Origin of the sequence: Spiroplasma endosymbiont of Polydrusus cervinus, assembly GCF_964019755.1 — a bacterium.
Taxonomy (GTDB): Bacteria; Bacillota_I; Bacilli_A; order Mycoplasmatales; family Mycoplasmataceae; genus Spiroplasma.
The window spans coordinates 1,006,365-1,026,467 of the sequence record NZ_OZ026469.1 but is presented as its reverse complement, the minus strand read 5'-3'; the positions used below and the strand labels follow the sequence as shown (position 1 = coordinate 1,026,467).

At 24.5% G+C, this 20,103-nt stretch carries 20 protein-coding genes and 3 pseudogenes; 12 read left to right on the top strand and 11 right to left on the bottom strand.

Annotated features, from left to right (window positions below):
• Complete coding sequence (locus tag AACK78_RS06495) at positions 1–1,266, bottom strand: hypothetical protein (protein WP_338955200.1); 1,266 nt, start codon at positions 1,264–1,266, stop codon at positions 1–3.
• Between the two features lie 15 nt (positions 1,267–1,281).
• On the bottom strand, positions 1,282–1,743 hold the full coding sequence (locus AACK78_RS06490) for a hypothetical protein (RefSeq protein ID WP_338955199.1): 462 nt from the start codon (positions 1,741–1,743) through the stop codon (positions 1,282–1,284).
• A gap of 316 nt (positions 1,744–2,059) precedes the next feature.
• On the opposite strand from AACK78_RS06490, the gene AACK78_RS06485 reads away from it, so the two are divergent.
• Together AACK78_RS06485 and AACK78_RS06480 are read left to right on the top strand one after the other, a co-directional pair.
• Positions 2,060–2,842 carry a hypothetical protein gene (locus AACK78_RS06485; RefSeq protein WP_338955198.1) on the top strand — a complete coding sequence of 261 codons (783 nt, stop codon included), beginning with the start codon at positions 2,060–2,062 and terminating at the stop codon, positions 2,840–2,842.
• 593 nt (positions 2,843–3,435) lie between these two features.
• Positions 3,436–3,894 (top strand): lipoprotein, encoded by a 459-nt coding sequence (locus tag AACK78_RS06480; RefSeq protein ID WP_338955197.1) that lies wholly within the window; start codon positions 3,436–3,438, stop codon positions 3,892–3,894.
• A gap of 414 nt (positions 3,895–4,308) precedes the next feature.
• On the opposite strand, the gene AACK78_RS06475 is transcribed toward AACK78_RS06480, so the two are convergent.
• From AACK78_RS06475 to AACK78_RS06445, 7 genes are all read right to left on the bottom strand, one after another.
• Entirely contained in the window at positions 4,309–4,650 is a 342-nt protein-coding gene (locus tag AACK78_RS06475) for a hypothetical protein (protein ID WP_338955196.1), read from the bottom strand.
• A gap of 114 nt (positions 4,651–4,764) precedes the next feature.
• Positions 4,765–6,954 (bottom strand): hypothetical protein, encoded by a 2,190-nt coding sequence (locus tag AACK78_RS06470; protein WP_338955195.1) that lies wholly within the window; start codon positions 6,952–6,954, stop codon positions 4,765–4,767.
• A 3-nt stretch (positions 6,955–6,957) separates the two neighbouring features.
• The gene (locus tag AACK78_RS06465; protein ID WP_338955194.1) at positions 6,958–7,614 is read right to left on the bottom strand and encodes a hypothetical protein; all 657 of its coding nucleotides are present in this window, start codon (positions 7,612–7,614) and stop codon (positions 6,958–6,960) included.
• Positions 7,615–7,656: 42 nt separating this feature from the next.
• Complete coding sequence (locus AACK78_RS06460) at positions 7,657–8,349, bottom strand: hypothetical protein (protein ID WP_338955192.1); 693 nt, start codon at positions 8,347–8,349, stop codon at positions 7,657–7,659.
• The gene (locus AACK78_RS06455; protein WP_338955191.1) at positions 8,342–8,620 is read right to left on the bottom strand and encodes a hypothetical protein; all 279 of its coding nucleotides are present in this window, start codon (positions 8,618–8,620) and stop codon (positions 8,342–8,344) included. Before AACK78_RS06455 ends, AACK78_RS06460 begins: the two co-directional genes overlap by 8 nt.
• Positions 8,620–10,080 (bottom strand): PBSX family phage terminase large subunit, encoded by a 1,461-nt coding sequence (locus AACK78_RS06450; protein WP_338955190.1) that lies wholly within the window; start codon positions 10,078–10,080, stop codon positions 8,620–8,622. Before AACK78_RS06450 ends, AACK78_RS06455 begins: the two co-directional genes overlap by 1 nt.
• Positions 10,081–10,090: 10 nt before the next feature.
• Entirely contained in the window at positions 10,091–10,471 is a 381-nt protein-coding gene (locus tag AACK78_RS06445; RefSeq protein WP_338955189.1) for a hypothetical protein, read from the bottom strand.
• A gap of 294 nt (positions 10,472–10,765) precedes the next feature.
• Here AACK78_RS06445 and AACK78_RS06440 point away from each other — a divergent pair, with 294 nt between their 5' ends.
• On the top strand, positions 10,766–11,710 hold the full coding sequence (locus AACK78_RS06440) for an IS30 family transposase (RefSeq protein ID WP_338955188.1): 945 nt from the start codon (positions 10,766–10,768) through the stop codon (positions 11,708–11,710).
• A gap of 437 nt (positions 11,711–12,147) precedes the next feature.
• Here AACK78_RS06440 and AACK78_RS06435 read toward each other — a convergent pair whose 3' ends face one another.
• A complete protein-coding gene (locus tag AACK78_RS06435) occupies positions 12,148–12,981 on the bottom strand; it encodes a hypothetical protein (RefSeq protein WP_338955186.1) in 834 nt (277 codons plus the stop codon).
• 173 nt (positions 12,982–13,154) lie between these two features.
• On the opposite strand from AACK78_RS06435, the gene rbfA reads away from it, so the two are divergent.
• From rbfA to AACK78_RS06420, 4 genes and pseudogenes are all read left to right on the top strand, one after another.
• The gene (gene rbfA, locus AACK78_RS06430) at positions 13,155–13,493 is read left to right on the top strand and encodes a 30S ribosome-binding factor RbfA (RefSeq protein WP_338955185.1); all 339 of its coding nucleotides are present in this window, start codon (positions 13,155–13,157) and stop codon (positions 13,491–13,493) included.
• A gap of 108 nt (positions 13,494–13,601) precedes the next feature.
• Positions 13,602–13,865 carry a transposase family protein gene (locus AACK78_RS06425; RefSeq protein WP_338955184.1) on the top strand — a complete coding sequence of 88 codons (264 nt, stop codon included), beginning with the start codon at positions 13,602–13,604 and terminating at the stop codon, positions 13,863–13,865.
• Positions 13,832–14,104 (top strand): annotated as a pseudogene (locus AACK78_RS07755) (hypothetical protein); the annotation flags it as partial. The gene AACK78_RS06425 and the pseudogene AACK78_RS07755, both read left to right, overlap by 34 nt.
• A 21-nt stretch (positions 14,105–14,125) precedes the next feature.
• Positions 14,126–14,530: a hypothetical protein gene (locus tag AACK78_RS06420; protein ID WP_338955183.1), complete on the top strand. Its 405-nt coding sequence runs from the start codon at positions 14,126–14,128 to the stop codon at positions 14,528–14,530.
• Between the two features lie 87 nt (positions 14,531–14,617).
• Here AACK78_RS06420 and AACK78_RS06415 read toward each other — a convergent pair.
• Positions 14,618–14,956, bottom strand: a pseudogene (locus AACK78_RS06415) (IS30 family transposase); the annotation flags it as partial.
• Between the two features lie 79 nt (positions 14,957–15,035).
• Here AACK78_RS06415 and AACK78_RS06410 point away from each other — a divergent pair.
• The 5 genes and pseudogenes from AACK78_RS06410 (at position 15,036) to AACK78_RS06395 (ending at position 20,082) form a co-directional block, all read left to right on the top strand.
• A complete protein-coding gene (locus tag AACK78_RS06410; RefSeq protein ID WP_338954456.1) occupies positions 15,036–15,299 on the top strand; it encodes a transposase family protein in 264 nt (87 codons plus the stop codon).
• Positions 15,266–15,538, top strand: a pseudogene (locus AACK78_RS07750) (hypothetical protein); the annotation flags it as partial. The gene AACK78_RS06410 and the pseudogene AACK78_RS07750, both read left to right, overlap by 34 nt.
• 21 nt (positions 15,539–15,559) lie before the next feature.
• On the top strand, positions 15,560–16,156 hold the full coding sequence (locus tag AACK78_RS06405; RefSeq protein ID WP_338954388.1) for a DDE-type integrase/transposase/recombinase: 597 nt from the start codon (positions 15,560–15,562) through the stop codon (positions 16,154–16,156).
• A 77-nt stretch (positions 16,157–16,233) separates the two neighbouring features.
• Positions 16,234–16,860, top strand: coding sequence for a hypothetical protein (locus tag AACK78_RS06400; RefSeq protein ID WP_338955181.1), 627 nt, complete (start codon positions 16,234–16,236; stop codon positions 16,858–16,860).
• Positions 16,861–16,863: 3 nt separating this feature from the next.
• The gene (locus tag AACK78_RS06395; RefSeq protein ID WP_338955180.1) at positions 16,864–20,082 is read left to right on the top strand and encodes a hypothetical protein; all 3,219 of its coding nucleotides are present in this window, start codon (positions 16,864–16,866) and stop codon (positions 20,080–20,082) included.
• The last annotated feature ends 21 nt before the right edge of the window (positions 20,083–20,103 follow it).

Genomic DNA, 20,103 nt, shown 5'->3' with positions numbered 1-20,103 from the left:
TTATTTTGAATAAGTTAAATTAACGGTTTCACTATATTTATTAGGGTTAGCGGTTGCTAATGCACCAGTAGCTGTTATATTAGTAAATATTGCATCACCATTTTGATAATTAATGTTTTTTGCTTTAATTGCTGTTTCTAATTCAGAAACACTAGGAGTTTCTCCTGACATTATAATTTTTCCTAAATTATGTTGTGTAATTATTGTTCTAATATAATCAATAGGAACACGATAAGTTTTATTTAAGTTATTAATTGCTTGATTAATTTCTTCTTGTGTAGGTGCTTTTTCTAAAATAATTTTACATGTTTTTGGATATAAAATAGTTGGTGTTGCATATTGTACTTTACCAATTCATTTAGGGTTAGCAGTATCATTATCTAAAACTTGTTGAATAGTATCCATATTAATTGGATATGCTCATACGTGTTTATTAATAAGTAAACCATTTATATTAGTAAAATTATAACCTTTATCTCGGTTAACTTGTCCTTTTGTATATGTTTTTTCTAAATGAAAACTTTTTGATACCGGAATACCCATTGCGGTATTTTCATATAATTCACCATTAACCATTGCTTTTAATTGAGCTTGTGAACCAATTACTTTTAAATAAGCCGGTGTTAATCCTAAATAGGCTCTTCGTCCTAAAACCATAAACATTTTATCGGTTGGCAAACCAAAATATAGATTACTAATTTGATTAGTTAATTCAATTAAAGTTTCATTTAATGTAAAGAATGCTTTATTTGCGTCATCTGCTTTTTCTGCTGTATAACTACGAAATGGAATTACTTCATATTGATCATCTGCTAAACAATAATCATAAATAGCCTGAATTAATTCACATTCTAAATTAACAAATTTATTCTGGACAACACTAGAAATAGCGTTAGCAATAACACCATTTTTAATATTTTGTTCTATTAATGCTAAATCAAAAGCCTCATTCATTAATTTTAAATTAAATCTTTTATCAATCGGAACTGGAATTCTTGTTAATCCCATAGTTTGAGTTGCTCCACCATTTGGTAATGCATAATCATCTTGTCATACCACACGATGAGTTAAATTATATAATGCTTGTCCTGCATTAGGCAGTCAAGCAACTTGTTCGGCTGTTGCTGTTGCATATTGCATAATGCTTGCATATTCATTATATAAAGGTCCGCGCAATAAAGCATTAACCATATCAACATACGCTTTTTGGCCTGTTGTATTACCTTGTAATGTAAAAGGTACTTGTGGCAAATTAATTGTTGCCATAATATTCACTCCTTATTATCTAAGGTTTTTAAGTGTATAATCAGTTAATTTTTTAATTTCTTCCGGAGTATATGCTCCTTTTTCTTTAATAGTTTCAATTTCATCATTCTTATTTTCAACCGAATTTTCAATCATTTCTTTAATAAAATTAGTTGGTGAAACTGATGGTTGTTCTTGCACAAACAAATCAGGTTTTAATTCTTTTAAAGTTTGCATTTTTTCAGATAAAGAATTACCACTAACTTTATCTAAATTAGTTTTAATATCTTCAATTTTAGTAGATGGAACATCTTTAAAAGCCTTTAATTCATCTAATTCAGTAGATAATTTAATAAAGTCTTCTTTTGAAATAACATCTTCGCGTTTTTGCACACTTTCTCTAATTTGCTTTGCTTCATTATTAAACTGATTTAAGATATTTTCTGCAATCTCTTCACTTAAACCTTGTTCGATTAATTGTTCTTTTGTAAGTGCCATTTTTATAAACTCCTCTTTTTTTATCCTTGTCAGATTAACAAGTCAGCGTAACTCTTTTTTACGGAAAAAGATTAAACCTATAAATTAATTATATATCAATAGTTTATAAATACAATACTTTTTATAAACTAATACTAAACTTAATATATTTTATTATTAATTTAGCGGTTAAAAAACGTAATAGGAATTATTTGGAAAGATAAATTTATTAAAATAAGTGATAATTTTGTTTGTATATATATATATATATATATATATATAATGAAATTAAATCTTGATAAAAAGTTTAGAGATTAAGAAACGGAGAAAAACAAGTATGAAAAAATTACTTAGTTTATTAAGTGTATTAACTATTAGTGGAACTGCTGTACCAACAACAATTGCTGCTAGTCCTTATCAAAAAGAAGAAAAAATTAATCTAGAAAATAGTAAAATTAATTCTTTACAAAAAAATAATTTAGGAAATTTAAAAAGAAGCAAAAAAAGTATTGACGATGATTTTTATATTGAAAAAATAGAAAAATTATTGGGTTATAATATTTATTTTGTATGTTTTAATGAAAAAAATTATGATGAACTTTATTTAGGAACTGTAAATGCCGGGGCATTTGTTTATAATTTAAAAGAAAATAATATAACAAAAATTGATGGAATACCAAATACAAATGTTTGGTCAATTACTTTTAATAAAATTAATAATGATATGTATTTTGCTACAGATAAAGGATTTTATTTATTAAAATCAAATGAACAAAATGCAACAAAAATTGATGGAACAGAAGGAAGTGTTCGTTGAGTTGTTACAGATATCAACAACGTTTGTTATTTTTCTATTTATTCAAGAGGGTTATTTAAATGGGAAAATAATGTATTAACAAGATATAATAATGTTAATATTGATATTGTTGCCCGAGCAATTGATAGAGATGATAATTTGTATTTAGGTTTTTTAAGTGCTAATAAAGTGTGTTTATTATTAAAAAGGGTGAAACAATTGCTCTGTCGCTTGATATTCCTGCGCAAGGTGTATGATTTATATGATTTAATAATAAAGATAATTCTGTTTATATCGGTGGAACCAATAATATTTATATATTAAAAGATTTAAAAATTATTAAACATATTAGTTGTAATGGAAGTGTTATTTCAATTTCAGTTAATTCAAATAATAAAATTTATTTTTCAGTTTGAGGAGAAAATAACGATAATAAAGCAGGTGGTTTTATATTTAATCAAGAAAAAAATAATATAACAAAAATAACTAAAATACCTGTGTCAAGATCAATAACTGTAGATGATAATGATAATGTGTATTTTGGAACAAGTCTTGTAAGTTCAGGAGTTTATATATATAAAGATTTAAGATCTATAATAAATAAAAATAAAATTCAAATTAATAAACTTAAGACAGCACTAGAGATTTGTAGAAAGGAATTTAAAAAAATTCCTGTTAAATATGTTTCATTAGACCAAGATCAATTTTTAAAAAGTATAAATAAAACAATAGAAAATACTGAAAAAAAACAAAATTCATATGAAACACAAATTAATATTGATATTAGAAATAATTAATTTAATAGTAATAAGTAAATTAAAACAATTATTAAACATAAATAAATGAAAATAAGCAAATTTTATTTTCATTTTTAATTAAATTATCAAACACAACTATATAAAAAAGAAAGGATAAATATGAAAAAAATATTAAGTATTTTAGCAGCAATCACTTTAATTGGAACAAGCACAACAAGTTTAGTTTCTTGTGATAAAGTTACTAACGGAGAAAATAAAAAAGATAGCAAAAAAGAACCTAATTTTAAACCAGAACTACCACCAGAGAATGGTAATTGAAAATTAATTGATAAAAATAATTCAATTAATAATGATAAATTTGATAATGAATTTAGTGAAGAAAATGATAAATGATATCTATTTAATAATAAAAATGATTTATATCTTAATTATTTAGTAAAAAATAACGGTAATATAAAAAGGTTCAAAAATAATATTTGAACTCTTAATACATATAATAATGATTATGCATATTTTAACACAGCAAATATAAAATCAATTTATCGATGAGATAGTAACGGTAAGCCTGAAAAATCAACAATAAACAAAGATACTGGTGAAGTTATTGATTGAAAATAAACAAAAAAAATAATTTTCTTATTACTAAAATTTATAATATAATTCAATAAAATCAATTAATAATTTTTTTATATTCTATTTTTGTATTATACAAGAATATTTTTAATTTTGAAATTATTAATTAATAATTATACTATTTTAAATTAGAAAATTAATTTATATAAGATTATTTTAATTTTGTATAAAATATTTGCTGACATTAAAAATCTAATAAAATCAATTTTTTTATAAAAATTATAAATAAAAATAAATAAATAAATTAAACAAAATTATTAAAAAACCTAATTAATTAGATTTTTTTGCGTTATTAAGTAAAGTAAAAGAAACCAATTTGGTTTCTTTTGTTTATTTTCAATCAATAACTTCACCAGTATCTTTGTTTATTGTTGATTTTTCAGGCTTACCGTTACTATCTTATCGATAAATTGATTTTATATTTGCTGTGTTAAAATATGCATAATCATTATTATATGTATTAAGAGTTCAAATATTATTTTTGAACCTTTTTATATTACCGTTATTTTTTACTAAATAATTAAGATATAAATCATTTTTATTATTAAATAGATATCATTTATCATTTTCTTTACTAAATTCATTATCAAATTTATCATTATTAATTGAATTATTTTTATCAATTAATTTTCAATTACTTTGATTTGATGGTTTTGGTGGCAAAACATATTGTGGATAATTAAAGGTTGGTATTTCATAATCATGTGGTAATAAGAAACTAGTTTTATAATTAGTTGTCATATCGCGTAAATAATTATTTAAGGTACTTTTTGTTTTACCTCTGAAACTCCATACTGATAATCGTAAATAATCTTCTTCATTATTTGTATATGGGTTATAAGCATAAAAGATAATTTAAAAATTGCCTTTATATAATGCTTGTATTGAAAACATATCAATAATATAACTATAATTTGTTCCATCAGGTGTTTGTAAGAATTCACAATCATTATCTTCTTCACTACCACTAACTGGTGTTTGAGCATCTACTGCTCTTGTACATTCATTAATTAAATAAACTCGATTAGTTTTTTGATTTAATTGTTTTAAATTATATGTTGAATATACTAATTCACTTGTTGGTGAACCATCTTTAGTTAAAATAGTACCTTGTATTTTATCTGTTAATAAAGTATTAAAACCAAAACTAGTAGCATTTGCACCAAAAATAGCACCAACTTTATCATTCCCTTGTTCTCTAAATATTTCAAATGGTAAATAACCATTACCTTTTGCCTCACCATTTCAAAAAGCATCATTATAAAAACTATAAACATTAGCACTCATAAAACCATTAAGTCATTGAAAATTAGGTCATGATTTTTCATTTTGATTAATTACTCAACCCCAGGGAATACCAAAAGAAATAAAGTTTAAAAATTTACCAATCCCACCAGGTATCGTAAAAGGATTAAAAACTAATTTTTGTGTATAGTTTAAAGGTAATATTGTAATTTGACGATTAATAAAATTATTCATATTTAAAATATCTCAAACATTACATGCACCCATTTTATTATATTCAATTTGAACACTACCAACAGTATTACCAAATTCATCTTTTCTTCTAAAATATGATGATGCTTGGGTACTAATTATATTATCAACTGTACCACCGTTTGTTTTTATTTTGTTTGGTGGTGTTATTTTTCAATATTTAGACCAGTAAAATTCAGAATTATTATATTCTTCATTAACATATCTACCAACAGTAGGATTAGTTACTGATGTAGTAGCGGGATCTGTTATAACAATACCCTCACTATTTTTTTGTTTTCAAAAGTCATACCTACTTTCCATATCTTTTTTTCAACTTTCATAACCAGTTATCATTGTTGGTTGAATACCTTGAATGTTATATCAACTTACTTCTGGTGAAACATAAGTGTTTATTTTATCGGGTGGACAAGGATACATGTTATACATTAATAAATCGTGTGAATTCATTACTTTTTGATTAAATTGACCTTTAATAATTGGTCGCCCAATAACAGGCATATCAAAAAAGATCGGATTACCATAAAATTTAACTGCCATTGCCCTAACACCAGGATCTTTTAATAACATATCATCTAATTCAATAGTTGATGTATTTGTCTTTTCATCATAAGTTATTTTAGGAAAACAATAACCCTCGCCCGGGGCACTTGTTTGAATAAATTGTCTAACAGATAAACCACTATTACTAATTTTGTCATTAATACTTGAAAAAGTAATTTCTTGTCATAAAAAACTACCATCATAAGGCGAATAATAATTAATAACATTTGAGGGATATAATCACTGTCTATCTTGAGGTGCAGAATTAATATTACCACCACCAATATTTAATCCACGGTCATTAAATACAGTATAAAAATTATAATAATCATTAATATTTAATTTATTTACATCTTCATCTAAAATTAATAAAGTATATTGTCTTTCAGTTGATTGTTGAGTAAATACTTGTTCAAACTTTGCTTCACCAAATTGAATTGAACTTCTATCATCAATCATATAAACATCTCAATATTTACCAACTTTAACCTCTTTTGTATAAAAGTTATCGGCTTTATTATCATTATTAATAAAATAACTTAATTTATATTGCTTTAAGTATTCTAACATTCTATTAATATCATAAATGTTTTCACCATCAATTAATTTTCAATAAACATTGCTATTTTCATCTTTTAATTTTATTGCAAAAGGTGTTTCGTTATTGGCTCATATTGTTGAATTAATTGGTTGTTTACTAAAATCATCAATCGTTAAGATATTAATTTCTTCACCTTTATCTTTTTGAACTATTTTTAAACTATCTTGTCATTGAGCAATAGTGCTTTCCATATTATCAAATATTCTTGAATAACTACCATAATCACTTGGCTTTGCATTATTAGGTTTTCAACCTGTTTCAGTATCAGGTATATATGAACTATAAACATTAAATGGAAATACCATTCAATGTCTGTTATCTTTTATGTTTTCTCTGATATCTATTAAAGTATCGTGGGCTTGTCTTCTTAATTCTTCTATAACCCCTGGGTTAATTCTACTCATTTGTTAATTCTCCTTTATTTCTGTTCTACCTTGTAAGGCATTTTGATTATTACTAGTTTCATCATATTCCATTAATTTATTATTATGTTCGATTTCTTTTGTGTCTATTTTTTCTCAGTATTTTTCAATTTTTTCATAATATTTAGTTGCTTCTAATTCATCAACATTATCATATTCAGTTATTGCTCTTATTGGCTCCATTGTGCGATTATCTAATCTAGTAGTAATTAATTCATTTTGTCGCATTTGGTCTACTAAACTAGCACTAACAAAATCAAACCCATAAGGGCGTTCACCATTCCCATCTCATAAACCGTAATATTTTAAAACAACATCAAACATTTTTGTATAATATTGTTTACGATATGCCTGTAAATATGCTTGTTTTTCTAAATCTTTTGTTTTAGTTAATAATGATTGTGTTTTATTTTGGTCATTATCTGATTTATCCCCAAATGGACTAGAAAAATGACAGGCTAAATATACTTGTTCAATAATTAATTTTTGGTCTTCTGTATATGTTTCTAAGGTTGGTGTCCCTTGTACTACTTGTAAAGATTGTGATAATTGACCATCTACTGTTGATGAACTTGATTGAACAAAAATATCATCAAATACATCTTGTAATGCTTTTTTATTACCGTTGTTATAGGCATTCATTAAACTTTCATCTAATTGACCATATCAATGGGTACGATTTGCTTATCTTTCTTTTGATTTAATATTAAAACTATCTTCTAAATCAAATTGTAATTTATAACAATTTGTCATAGTAGGTCAAGGATTTAAAGTAGTTGATGTTGATAAGAATAATGGATTGGGCTCATTAATCATTTCTCAAAAAGGTACAATACCTAATTTGTTTTTAAATTCTTGTATTAATACAGGTCTAACATTATCTTCAATTTGTGTTTTGCTTTGTCCAACAACTATTTCGTTATTTTTTGGCCAACCTTTAATAACTATTTTATCTTTGGTACAAATTAAATTTAAAATAAATTCACTGTCTGATTGGTGATAATTTAATCAAATATCAGCATCTTGTTCAATTTCGTTTATTTTACTTACACGAGATGTAAAGTTAAAAGGGTTAATTCATAAATCAATATTTCCATCACTAGTTTCTAATAAACCAAAAATAGTTTTACCCATTAAACTTGCTGTTAATTCATTTTTATCTAATTTTTCTTTTATTTTATAAGTTTCATATCATCAGTTTAATTTTTCTAAAATGTCTTTACGATGCGATTTAAATAAAATATCTTTACCATTTATTAATCGCATTTGATGGCGAGCAATAATATTTGCTAAATTAATTGTTCAATCATAGTTATAAAATTTTAAAACACTATTAATATCATTTAAGTTTGGTAAACTGGGGAAAGTATTATTCATGATTATTTTGCTTCTTTAATTTTAAGATAAGTGCATAATTAATAATATTTACTGTTAATAAATTTGGCTCATTTGCTAAAACTTGTACACATACTTTAATTTTTTGATATTTTTTAATATATTCGTTATATAAACTTAATTTACATATTGCGATATTATCTTTTTTTAATTCTTGACAAAGTCTTTTTTTAACTTGTCCACAAACAGACATATAAGGTCTTTTTGCATTTAATACACGCTCATCATGTATTACATAAATATATTTTTTCATTAAGTCATTCACTCCCTTTGTTGTCATAATTTATAATCTGCTGAACTATTATGTTTAACCATTGGTATTAATTCAAAGTGTAAAGCATAAAAATCACTATCAAATGTATCATCATATAAATCTAACATTCTTTCTTCTCTGGCATCTGACTTATCTTCTCATTGAATTAATTCATATTGTGTTTTACTTACAGGACATTTTTCTCATAATCATTTTAATTGGTTTGTATTTATTAACATTGTAAATTCCTCAATACGATGTCGTATTTTAAATTTTTGTTTTTGTGCTGGTTTAAATGTCATATATTGACCAAAAGAATAATTATATTTTTCTCGATTTAAACTTTGTAATGTTGAATAAGCACTATCATCAACATTTATTGATATACCTTGTTGTATTAAATTAAAATATTGATTTAATTGATTATTATAAAACTCTAAAATATATTTTACCTGTTCTAATTCAGTTTTAAATTGCTGTGTAGCATTTGAATGAGTATATTCTGTGACTTTATATGCTTTTTTATCAAATGAATTATATAGTCAAAAACTAGCGGCAGTAGTGTGTCCTTTTAGACTAGTAGCATTAGCAATATCAACACCACCTAATAATTTCGTTGGTTGAATAATATCTGTTGCTTGCATAATATCAATATATCTTGCAAAAATTGAACCACTAGTATTACCGGGCAATCCTCAACTCCATACTCTTGCTCTTTCAATATCTAATTGTTCTAATCTTAATTGTTCATTAACTTTATCTTGTGGTAATTTATAATTAAGTCTTCAACTAGAATAATGAATAATAATTTTCATATTTCATTTTTCAATATATTTAATTTGTTCATATTTACTACGCATTATTTCTTCATTAAAAGCTAATAATTCATTACAATAGCCAACAATATATCTTTTTAAACTTTCAGGATTACACGTATTAATTGTTATTTTATTTTTATAACCACGAATAGCAAATTCTAAATCACTTAAATCTTTTTGTTGAAATTGGTCACATTCTTCTCTTCAATCAATTACTAATTTATATTTATTCAAATCAGCAAATGCTTTTAATTTTTCTTTTCGACTTGGTGAATGTAAACCTTTACAATATATTTTGCTACCATTTGATAAAGTAAAAGTAAAATTTGATAAATTAATACTATAAGGTATATTATTTTCATCTAACATATTTCATATATTTTGAAAGACACTATCTTTTAAATCTTTACTCCAATACATACTAGCAATTATACAAATTGGTTCTCTAATTAATAAACTAATTTTTAATAATTCACCAAACATTTTAATATTTGATATAGTCTTACCACTATATCGTGTCCCAATTTGATTAATTTCACTTACTAATTCAAACTTTTTAGCAAAGGGATATTTATTACCAATACTACTATTTTGTAATAACCAATAAGACGTTTCTAATAAATAAGTAAAATGATTAAGCATTATTATCACTTTATTTTTTAATATCTCTAATATCCGTTTGTAAATTAACAATTATTGGTTGTTGATTATTTAAGTTTAATTCTTTTTCAAGTTCTTTTTCTTGTAAGGAATATTTATAATTAAATGCTCGTTGTCAATATGTTTTTACCCCATCAGGCGTTTTAACCATTTGTTTAATAAGTTCACTTTCAATTTTATCAACTTGTCGTTCAATCAAAGGAACTATCTTGTTGCTCGCATAAGTATCATATCTTCACTTGCGAGAAAGGTTGAATCCATTGAATAAATCATTTAAAGTATATGGTTTATTAGGTGATTTATTTTCTCAAAATTGCTCTATTTTACGATAAAAAGTTGCCAAACTTGCTGTTTTTGGATTAAATTCTTTCATTTTTTACTCCTTTTTGCATATTAAAATTGCTATTATTTAATGAATATGATTAAATAAAAGAGTAAATAGAAATGTATAAAAGAACCGAGTTGGTTCTTTTTTATTATTTATATTTTATATAAAAATAAAAAAAAGTAAACTTAATTACTTTATTTTTTATAAACAGCTTTAAGAGACAGAATTTACTTACTGTTTATTGTTTAAATTATATACCTATAAAAATATTTGTCAATATAATAATTTCATTTTTTTAATTTAATGTTATAAATAAATTAAAAGATTGGAGACAGAAAAATGCAATACTATACACATGTAAAATTTGATGAGCGATATTTGTTTAAAGATTTATTTTTATCTGATACTTGTAAAAAGAAAAATGGCATACTTAATTTATCTAAAATATCAAGACAAGCGGGTCGTGCAGTTAATACTGTTAAAAGAGAAATTAATAGATTTAAAAATATAGAAGATTATAATCCATATGAAGCGCAAAAAGATTATAAACAAAAGCGTAAAAAATCTATTAAAAAACTACCTACATTTACAGAAGAACAACAAGAATTTTTAAATTTACGATTTAATATTTTTTGTGATTCACCAGCAGAAATTATTCAGCGATTTTTAATAAAGTTTAGTGTCAAATTTCCTTCCTGCCTTAAAACATTTTATAAATGAATTTATTTAGGTCTTTTGGGTTTGTTAAAGAAAAATTTATTAAATGGTGGCAGAAGAAATAGAACAAAGAAAAGACCTGATAATCGTGGTAAATTAAATGAAAGATTTAGGTCAATATGAGATATTGAAAATAAAGAGACTGATGTTGGTTGATTTGAAATGGATACGGTAGTTGGTAAAGACCATCAATCTAGTTGTTTAGTATTAGTTGAACAAAATAGTAAAAATTATTTTGCAATGAAATTAGAAGAAAATACTGCTAATGAAGTTTTAGAAAAACTTGAAGAATTAGTTAGAATTAATGGTTTAGTTGGAAAAATTAAAGGAATTATAACTGATAGAGGAAAAGAATTTAGTAAGTTTGAAGAAATGGAAAAGATTACTGGTTCTAATGTTTATTATTGTGACCCAGGTTCACCAAAACAAAAACCCTTAATTGAAAGAATGAACCGTGAATTTAGGAAACGATACCTTAAGGGAACGGATTTTAATAATGTTACTCAACAAGAAATAGATTGAGTAATTAATGTTATAAATGAAAAATTAAGGCCTTGTTTAAATTAAAGAACATCTAAAGAATTATTTTTAAATAATTTTAGATAATTTTATTTTAAAAATTTAATAAATTATTTTTCAGTGTGCTTAAATATGCTTAAAATAGACTAAATTTACAAATATTTTAATTTTTTTAAAAAAATAGTTGCATTTATTTTAAATGATGTTATTATCATACTAACAAGAGACAGAATTTGCTGCTTGAATTTACATAATACATTTTAAATAAACGTGATCATGCCACACCATATGTAATGGGCCGCGAAGCTTATCAAAATAAACGGAAATATTAAAAACAGAAAATTAGTCGCCGGATTGTATTTGATTGTGATCATGTGCGGGGCATATATCATAGCCCAACGGAATATTTAACGGTGATAATCAATTTTATAACCACTGCAAAACGAAAATAGTGATTAAATAAAGTTATTTATTTAATCACTATTTTATTGATTTGTTTTTTTATTTTTATTTTTGCTTTGGTAGCCTTTTTCATATCATAGTGTTTTGTCTTGATAATGGTTAAAAACCCGATACATTGCATTATTAAGACTTTGTAACCCAACGTGAAAAATAGTGAAAACAATAATGAAGATAAAAGCAATAAAGCATGCTGCTTGTGCTCGCGATGCGCCCGGAATCATTGGTTTATTATGAATATTTAAGAATGGATAAGGATAAGCCCAATCGATATTTCCATCTTGTATTCAAGCGGCTGCTCGGACAATAACATACATTAAATAAAAAAATGGATAACTTAAACTAACTCAGCAGTCTTTTTGCAAAAATTCTTTTGTTCAACTCAAATAATGATCACCAAATGATAAGAAGGTATAACCAAAAAAGAGAATTGGCATAATAAAATGAGTAACAATTGTACAACTAATTTGAGCTTTACTATAATCGGCAATTATTACTGCTCCGTTTTTATAACCAATGATAATGCCAATTCAAAAGATAAAAAATATTAATAAGTTTCAATTTAGAATACTCAATTTTGCATTGGTGGAGAAAAATAAACTTTTTTGTTCACGATGATGATTAAAAATGGCTAATACTAATCAAACAATCGTTATAATATTAACTTGCACTGAATAAAAACTTAATAAGATATCATAATTTTGTAAACTGGTAAAATTTCTTCCTTTAACATATCAAAATTCTTTAAAAATATCCATATAAAAACCATAAGTTAAAAAAGCAAAAGCTAAGATAGCAATTATTACTTTATAATATCAAAGATAATCTTTGTATCAAATTCGATAATTTCAACATTTCATAATCCCTCCGTGATATATTTACATATTATCATAAAAATTATTTTTTAGTTATATTATCTAACTAATCCATTGGGTCCTTTTTTGTTTTAAAATAATTTTGTTTCGTAATAAAATTATTTGTTTTTAGGAAATGCTTTGCTATAATATTAATAAGTTAGAAAAAAGGTGAGACAATGGCAAATAAAATTAAAGTTGAAAGAATACAATCTTTGATTGCTCGTGATTTAACAATTATTATGCAACGCGAAATTCGCGATGAGATTTTAAATACTTTATCAGTGCATGCGGTAAAATTATCAAATGATTTAGGCCATGCCAAGGTTTATTATTCATCATTATTAAATAAAGCAGAAGCAGAGCTTAATCCTATTGTGCAAAATTATAAAAATGAAATCCGTAGTAAATTAGCGCATAAATTAGAAATTTATCGTTGTCCTGATTTAGAATTTATTTTTGATCATTCATTAGATAATGCTAATAGTATTGAATCAATTTTACAAAATTTAAAATAACAAAAACTCTAATAAAAAAGCAGGTTATAGACTATAGACTAGACTGCACCCAAAAAAGTAAGTAAAGAAAAAAATCTTTGCTAAACTTTAAAGGAGGTGCATTTTTATATGGCAAGAAAAGGACAAAAATTTAATAAATATACAGCATATTTTCGAAAAATGATAGTACGAGAGGTTAAAAATAATAGTATAAGTTTTATTGCAAAAAAATATCAAATTAATAAAAAAACTGTTGCTTCATGGTATGAAAATTTTAAGAAAGGAATTTTAAACACCAATAAAGGTCCAAAAGAATCATTTGAAAAAAGAGATTTAAACTATTACAAAGTTAGGTATGAATTACTAAAAAATCTTCATGACTTTTACAATTAAATAAAAGAAAAATTGTATCTTTTATCAAAGAAAACATTAATAAATATCCACTAAATTTATTACTTGATATAACAGATTTAAAGCGTAGTTATTGAGATAAATATAAAAATTATTCAAGTAATGGTAAGGATAGCGAATCATTAAAAAATATTGTAAAAGTCTATGAAGAAAATTTAAAACAATTTGGTTATCGTCGAATTACCAAATATTTAAAAGAAGATTATGGCATTGTTTATAATGCTAAGAAAGTATTGCGAATTATGAAAGAAAATAATATTCAAGCTGAATATGTAAAGCGTATGCGTAGAAAAATATTAATAAAACAAAATAGAAATAAAAATATAATTAAATATCCTGATTTAGTAAATCATAATTTTAATGATATTAAAGAAATATTTTCAATTTTATTTACTGATGTAACTTATTTAATTTGAAATGGTAAAAAACATTATCAATTAACAATACTTGATGGATATACTAAAGAAATTATTGATGTAAAATGATCAAAATTTAATAATAACAAACTTGTAATTGATAATTTAAATGATGCAATTAATAAAATTAAAAAAATAAAAAAAGGGCATTGTGTAGATACAAGCTCCAAATTTGTATCTCTTGTTAAATTGATAATAACATTATTTAAAATAAATGCAACTATTTTTTAAAAAAAATAAATTATTTATAAATTGTTATTATTTTGAACATATTTTGACACACTAAAAAATAATTTATTAAATTTAATTAATAAAAATTTACTTAATATTTTGTAAAAATATTTCTTTTGCACTTACTCAGTTTAAATACGGTCGAAGTTTATCATTTATAACATCAACTACTCAATCTATTTCTTGTTGACTAACATTATTAAAATCAGTTCCTTTTTTAAATCAATGTCTAAATTCACCATTCATATATTCAATTAATGGTTTTTGTTGTGGTGAAGCAGGGTCACAAAAATATACTTGTGTTTCAGCAAATATTTCCATTTCTCTTCACTTACTAAATTCTTTCCCGCGGTCTGTTATTATTCCTTTCATTTTACCCATTAAATTATTACTTACAATCATATCTTTAAATTTTGTTAAAACCTCATTAGTGTATAGAATGCACCCAAAAAAGTAAGTAAAGAAAAAAAGTCTTTGCTAAACTTTAAAGGAGGTGCATTTTTATATGGCAAGAAAAGGACAAAAATTTAATAAATATACAGCATATTTTCGAAAAATGATAGTACACGAGGTTAAAAATAATAGTATAAGTTTTATTGCAAAAAAATATCAAATTAATAAAAAAACTGTTGCTTCATGGTATGAAAATTTTAAGAAAGGAATTTTAAACACCAATAAAGGTCCAAAAGAATCATTTGAAAAAAGAGATTTAAACTATTACAAAGTTAGGTATGAATTACTAAAAAAGCTTCATGACTTTTACAATTAAATAAAAGAAAAATTGTATCTTTTATCAAAGAAAACATTAATAAATATCCACTAAATTTATTACTTGATATAACAGATTTAAAGCGTAGTTATTGAGATAAATATAAAAATTATTCAAGTAATGGTAAGGATAGCGAATCATTAAAAAATATTGTAAAAGTCTATGAAGAAAATTTAAAACAATTTGGTTATCGTCGAATTACCAAATATTTAAAAGAAGATTATGGCATTATTTATAATGCTAAGAAAGTATTGCGAATTATGAAAGAAAATAATATTCAAGCTGAATATGTAAAGCGTATGCGTAGAAAAATATTAATAAAACAAAATAGAAATAAAAATATAATTAAATATCCTGATTTAGTAAATCGTAATTTTAATGATATTAAAGAAAGATTTTCAATTTTATTTACTGATGTAACTTATTTAATTTGAAATGGTAAAAAACATTATCAATCAACAATACTTGATGGATATACTAAAGAAATTATTGATGTAAAATGATCAAAATTTAATAATAACAAACTTGTAATTGATAATTTAAATGATGCAATTAATAAAATTAAAAAAATAAAAAAAGATTTAAATAAAATAATAATTCATTCAGATCACGGATATCAATATACATCTAAAGATTACAATAGTAAATGTTTAGATAACAAAATTATAATTTCAATGGGTAAAAATTATCATTGTGCAGACAACATTATTATTGAAAGTTTTCATTCATTACTTAAAAAAGGAACAATCCATAATAAAAATTATAAATCTCATAATGAATATATTAATGATGTTAAAAAATGAAATAAATGATATTCAAACCAAAAAGAAAAATATATAATAAATGAAAGTTTGTAAACCTTTTTATTAATACTTACTAAACAGGATGCAGTCTAAAGTTAGCAAAGACTTTTTTTCTTTACTTACTTTTTTGGGTGCAGTCTAATGTATTTGATGATATTTTTATTCAATCAGGTCAAACGACAGCAGATGGGACATCATCACAATCTTTACAAGTAGTACAAGGTGCACCAACATTAGAAACATATACCGAAGATCAAAAATCAATTATTGAGCAAGTATATTTAGCATGTCATTTTTCTAGTCCTTTTGGTGATAAATCAGATAATGACCAGAATAAAACACAGTCATTATTAACTAAAACAAAAGACTTAGAAAAACAAGCATATTTACAAGCATATCGTAAGCAATATTATACTAAGATGTTTGATACTGTTTTAAAATATTATGATTTATGAGATGGAAATGGTGAACGCCCTTATGGATTTGATTTTATTAGTGCTAGTTTAGTTGACCAAATGCGACAAAATGAATTAATTACTGCCAGATTAGAGAATGGTACAATGGAGCCAATAAGAGCAATAACGGAATATGATAATGTTGATGAATTAGAAGCAACTAAATATTTTGAAAAAGTAGAACAATGACAAGATAAAATGCAAGCCAAAGAAATCGAACATAATAATAAATTACTAGAATATGATGAAACTGGTAATAATCAAAATGCCTTGCAAGGTAGAACAGAAATTAAGGAGAATTAAAAAATGAGTAGAATTAACCCCGGGGTTATAGAAGAATTAAGAAGACAAGCCAATGATACTTTAATAGATATCAGAGAAAACATAAAAGATAACAGGCATTGAATGGCATTTCCTTTTAATGTTTATAGTTCATATATTCCTGATACTGAAACAGGTTGAAAACCTAATAATGCAAAGCCAAGTGATTATGGTAGTTATTCAAGAATATTTGATAACATGGAAAGTACGATTGCTCAATGACAAGATAATTTAAAAATAGTCCAAAAACACAAAGGTGAAGAAATTAATATCTTAACGATTAGTGATTTTAAAAATCAACCAGTTAACTCAACGATATGAGCAAATAATGAGACACCGCTCGCTATAAAATTAAAAGATGAAAATAGCAATGTTTATTGAAAATTAATTGATGGTGAAAACATTTATGATATTAATAGAATGTTAGAATACTTAAAGCAATATAAATTAAGTTATTTTATTAATAATGATAATAAAGCCGATAACTTTTATACAAAAGAAGTTAAAGTTGGTAAATATTGAGATGCCTATATGATTGATGATAGAAGTTCAATTCAATTTGGTGAAGCCAAATTTGAGCAAGTATTTACACAGCAATCAACCGAAAGACAATATACTTTATTAATTTTAGATGAGGACGTCAATAAATTAAATATTAATGATTATTATAATTTTTATACTGTTTTTAATGACCATGATTTAAATATTGGTGGTGGTAATATAAATATTGCACCGCAAGATAGACAATGATTATATCCATCAAGTGTTATTAATTATTATTCACCGTATGATGGTAGTTTTTTATGACAAGAAATTACATTTTCAAGTATTAATGACAAAATTAGTAATAGCGGTTTATCAGTACGACAATTTATTCAAACAAGTGCCCCTGGCGAAGGTTATTGTTTTCCTAAAATAATTTATAATGAAAAGACAAATACATCAACCATTGAATTAGATAATGTTTTACTAAAAGACCCCGGTGTTAGAGCGATGGCTGTTAAATTTTATGGTAATCCGATCTTTTTTGATATGCCTGTTATTGGGCGACCAATTATTAAAGGTCAGTTTAATAAAAAAGTAATGAATTCCCGAGATTTATTAATGTATAATATGTTTCCTTGTCCACCCGATAAAGTCAATACTTATGCATCACCAGAAGTAAGTTGATATAACATTCAAGGGATTCAACCAACAATGATAACTGGTTATGAAAGTTGAAAAAAAGATATGGAAAGTAGGTATGGCTTTTGAAAACAGAAAAATAGTGAAGGTATCGTTATAACGGACCCTTTTACTACATCAGAATCTAATTCTACTGTTGGTAGATATGTTCATAAAGAAGATAAAGATTCTAAGTTTTACTGGTCTAAATATTGAAAAATAAAACCACCAAACAAAATAAAAACAAACGGTGGTACAGTTGATAATATAATTAGTACCCAAGCATCATCATATTTTAGAAGAAAAGATGAATTTGGTAATACTGTTGGTAGTGTTCAAATTGAATATAATAAAATGGGTGCATGTAATGTTTGAGATATTTTAAATATGAATAATTTTATTAATCGTCAAATTACAATATTACCTTTAAACTATACACAAAAATTAGTTTTTAATCCTTTTACGATACCTGGCGGGGTTGGTAAATTTTTAAACTTTATTTCTTTTGGTATTCCCTGGGGTTGAGTAATTAATCAAAATGAAAAATCATGACCTAATTTTCAATGATTAAATGGTTTTATGAGTGCTAATATTTATAGTTTTTATAATTATGCTTTTTGATCTGAAAACTCAAAAGGTAAAGGTTATTTACCATTTGAAATATTTAGAGAACAAGGTAATGATAAAGTTGGTGCTATTTTTGGAGCAAATGCCACTAGCTTTGGGTTTACTACTTTATTAACTGATAAATTAGTAGGTACTGTTTTAACTAAGGATGGTAAACCAACAAATAATATAGTTTATTCAACATATAATCTAAAACAATTAAATCAAAAAACTAACCGAATTTATTTAATTAATGAACTTACAACAGCAGTAGATGCTCAAACACCAGTTAGTGACGGTGAAGAAGATAATGATTGTGAATTCTTACAAACACCCGATGGGATAAATTGTAGTTATATAATTGATATGTTTTCAATCCAAGCATTATATAAAGGTAATTTTGAAATTATCTTTTATGCTGATAACCCATATACAAATAATGAAGAAGATTATTTAAGATTATCAGTATGAAGTTTTAGAGGTAAAACAAAAAGTACATTAAATAATTATTTACGAGATATGACAACTAATTATAAAAATAGTTTCTTATTACCGCACGATTATGAAATACCAACATTTAATTACCCTGAATATGTTTTACCACCAGCTCCATATAACTATAAAACTTATACAAAAGATATTATGCCCGCTGGTGTAGTACAACCATTAAAAACTAAAATTACTGCAACTCCAAAATGTCAACTTGCACCATCACCATTTGATGATGTTAATTTATTTGATAATACAACAGAATATAAAGGTTATTATGGGGTTGAAATTGATTTAAAACAAATTGACCCAACAATTAAAAATATCAGTAAATTTCAAGACGCGTATAAAACTATTGAAATAAGTAATTTAGGTAATTTACAAGTTGAGTGTGGACCATGTGATATAGATAATTTTATTCCTAATAGAGATGTTAAATTATTAACTGGATATACAAATTGTAATAAAACAATATGCTTGTTAGAAGATTTAAATTTATTAGAAAGTAATTATTCACAAACTGATAAAGTTAATTTCCCAAATACCGTTACAATAGATACAAAAGAAATAACTAATGATATTAAAACGCTTGATACTTTTAAAACTAATGGATTACCAGAAAAATATTATGAAAACACTTATGAACCTAAAAATAAACCTCCTTTGGGGCTTTGAAAAATTTACTTTTTATTACAAATAACAAAACTATATAATAATGATAACGATAAAATTAAAGAAACATATTTACAAGCATATTATACTAATGATGTAAAATTAAAAATTAGATTTTCAAAAGTATTGATTGCTAAATTAATAGGAAGACCAAATACTAAAATTAATTTCGGTAATGATAAAGAAATTGTAATAGATGTTTCTAATCCGAATGTATTGGGAATTATAAACAAAAGTATTAACCCAGTTAAAATTACAATTAAACCAAGATAAAAAAATAAAAAAAGAGATTGT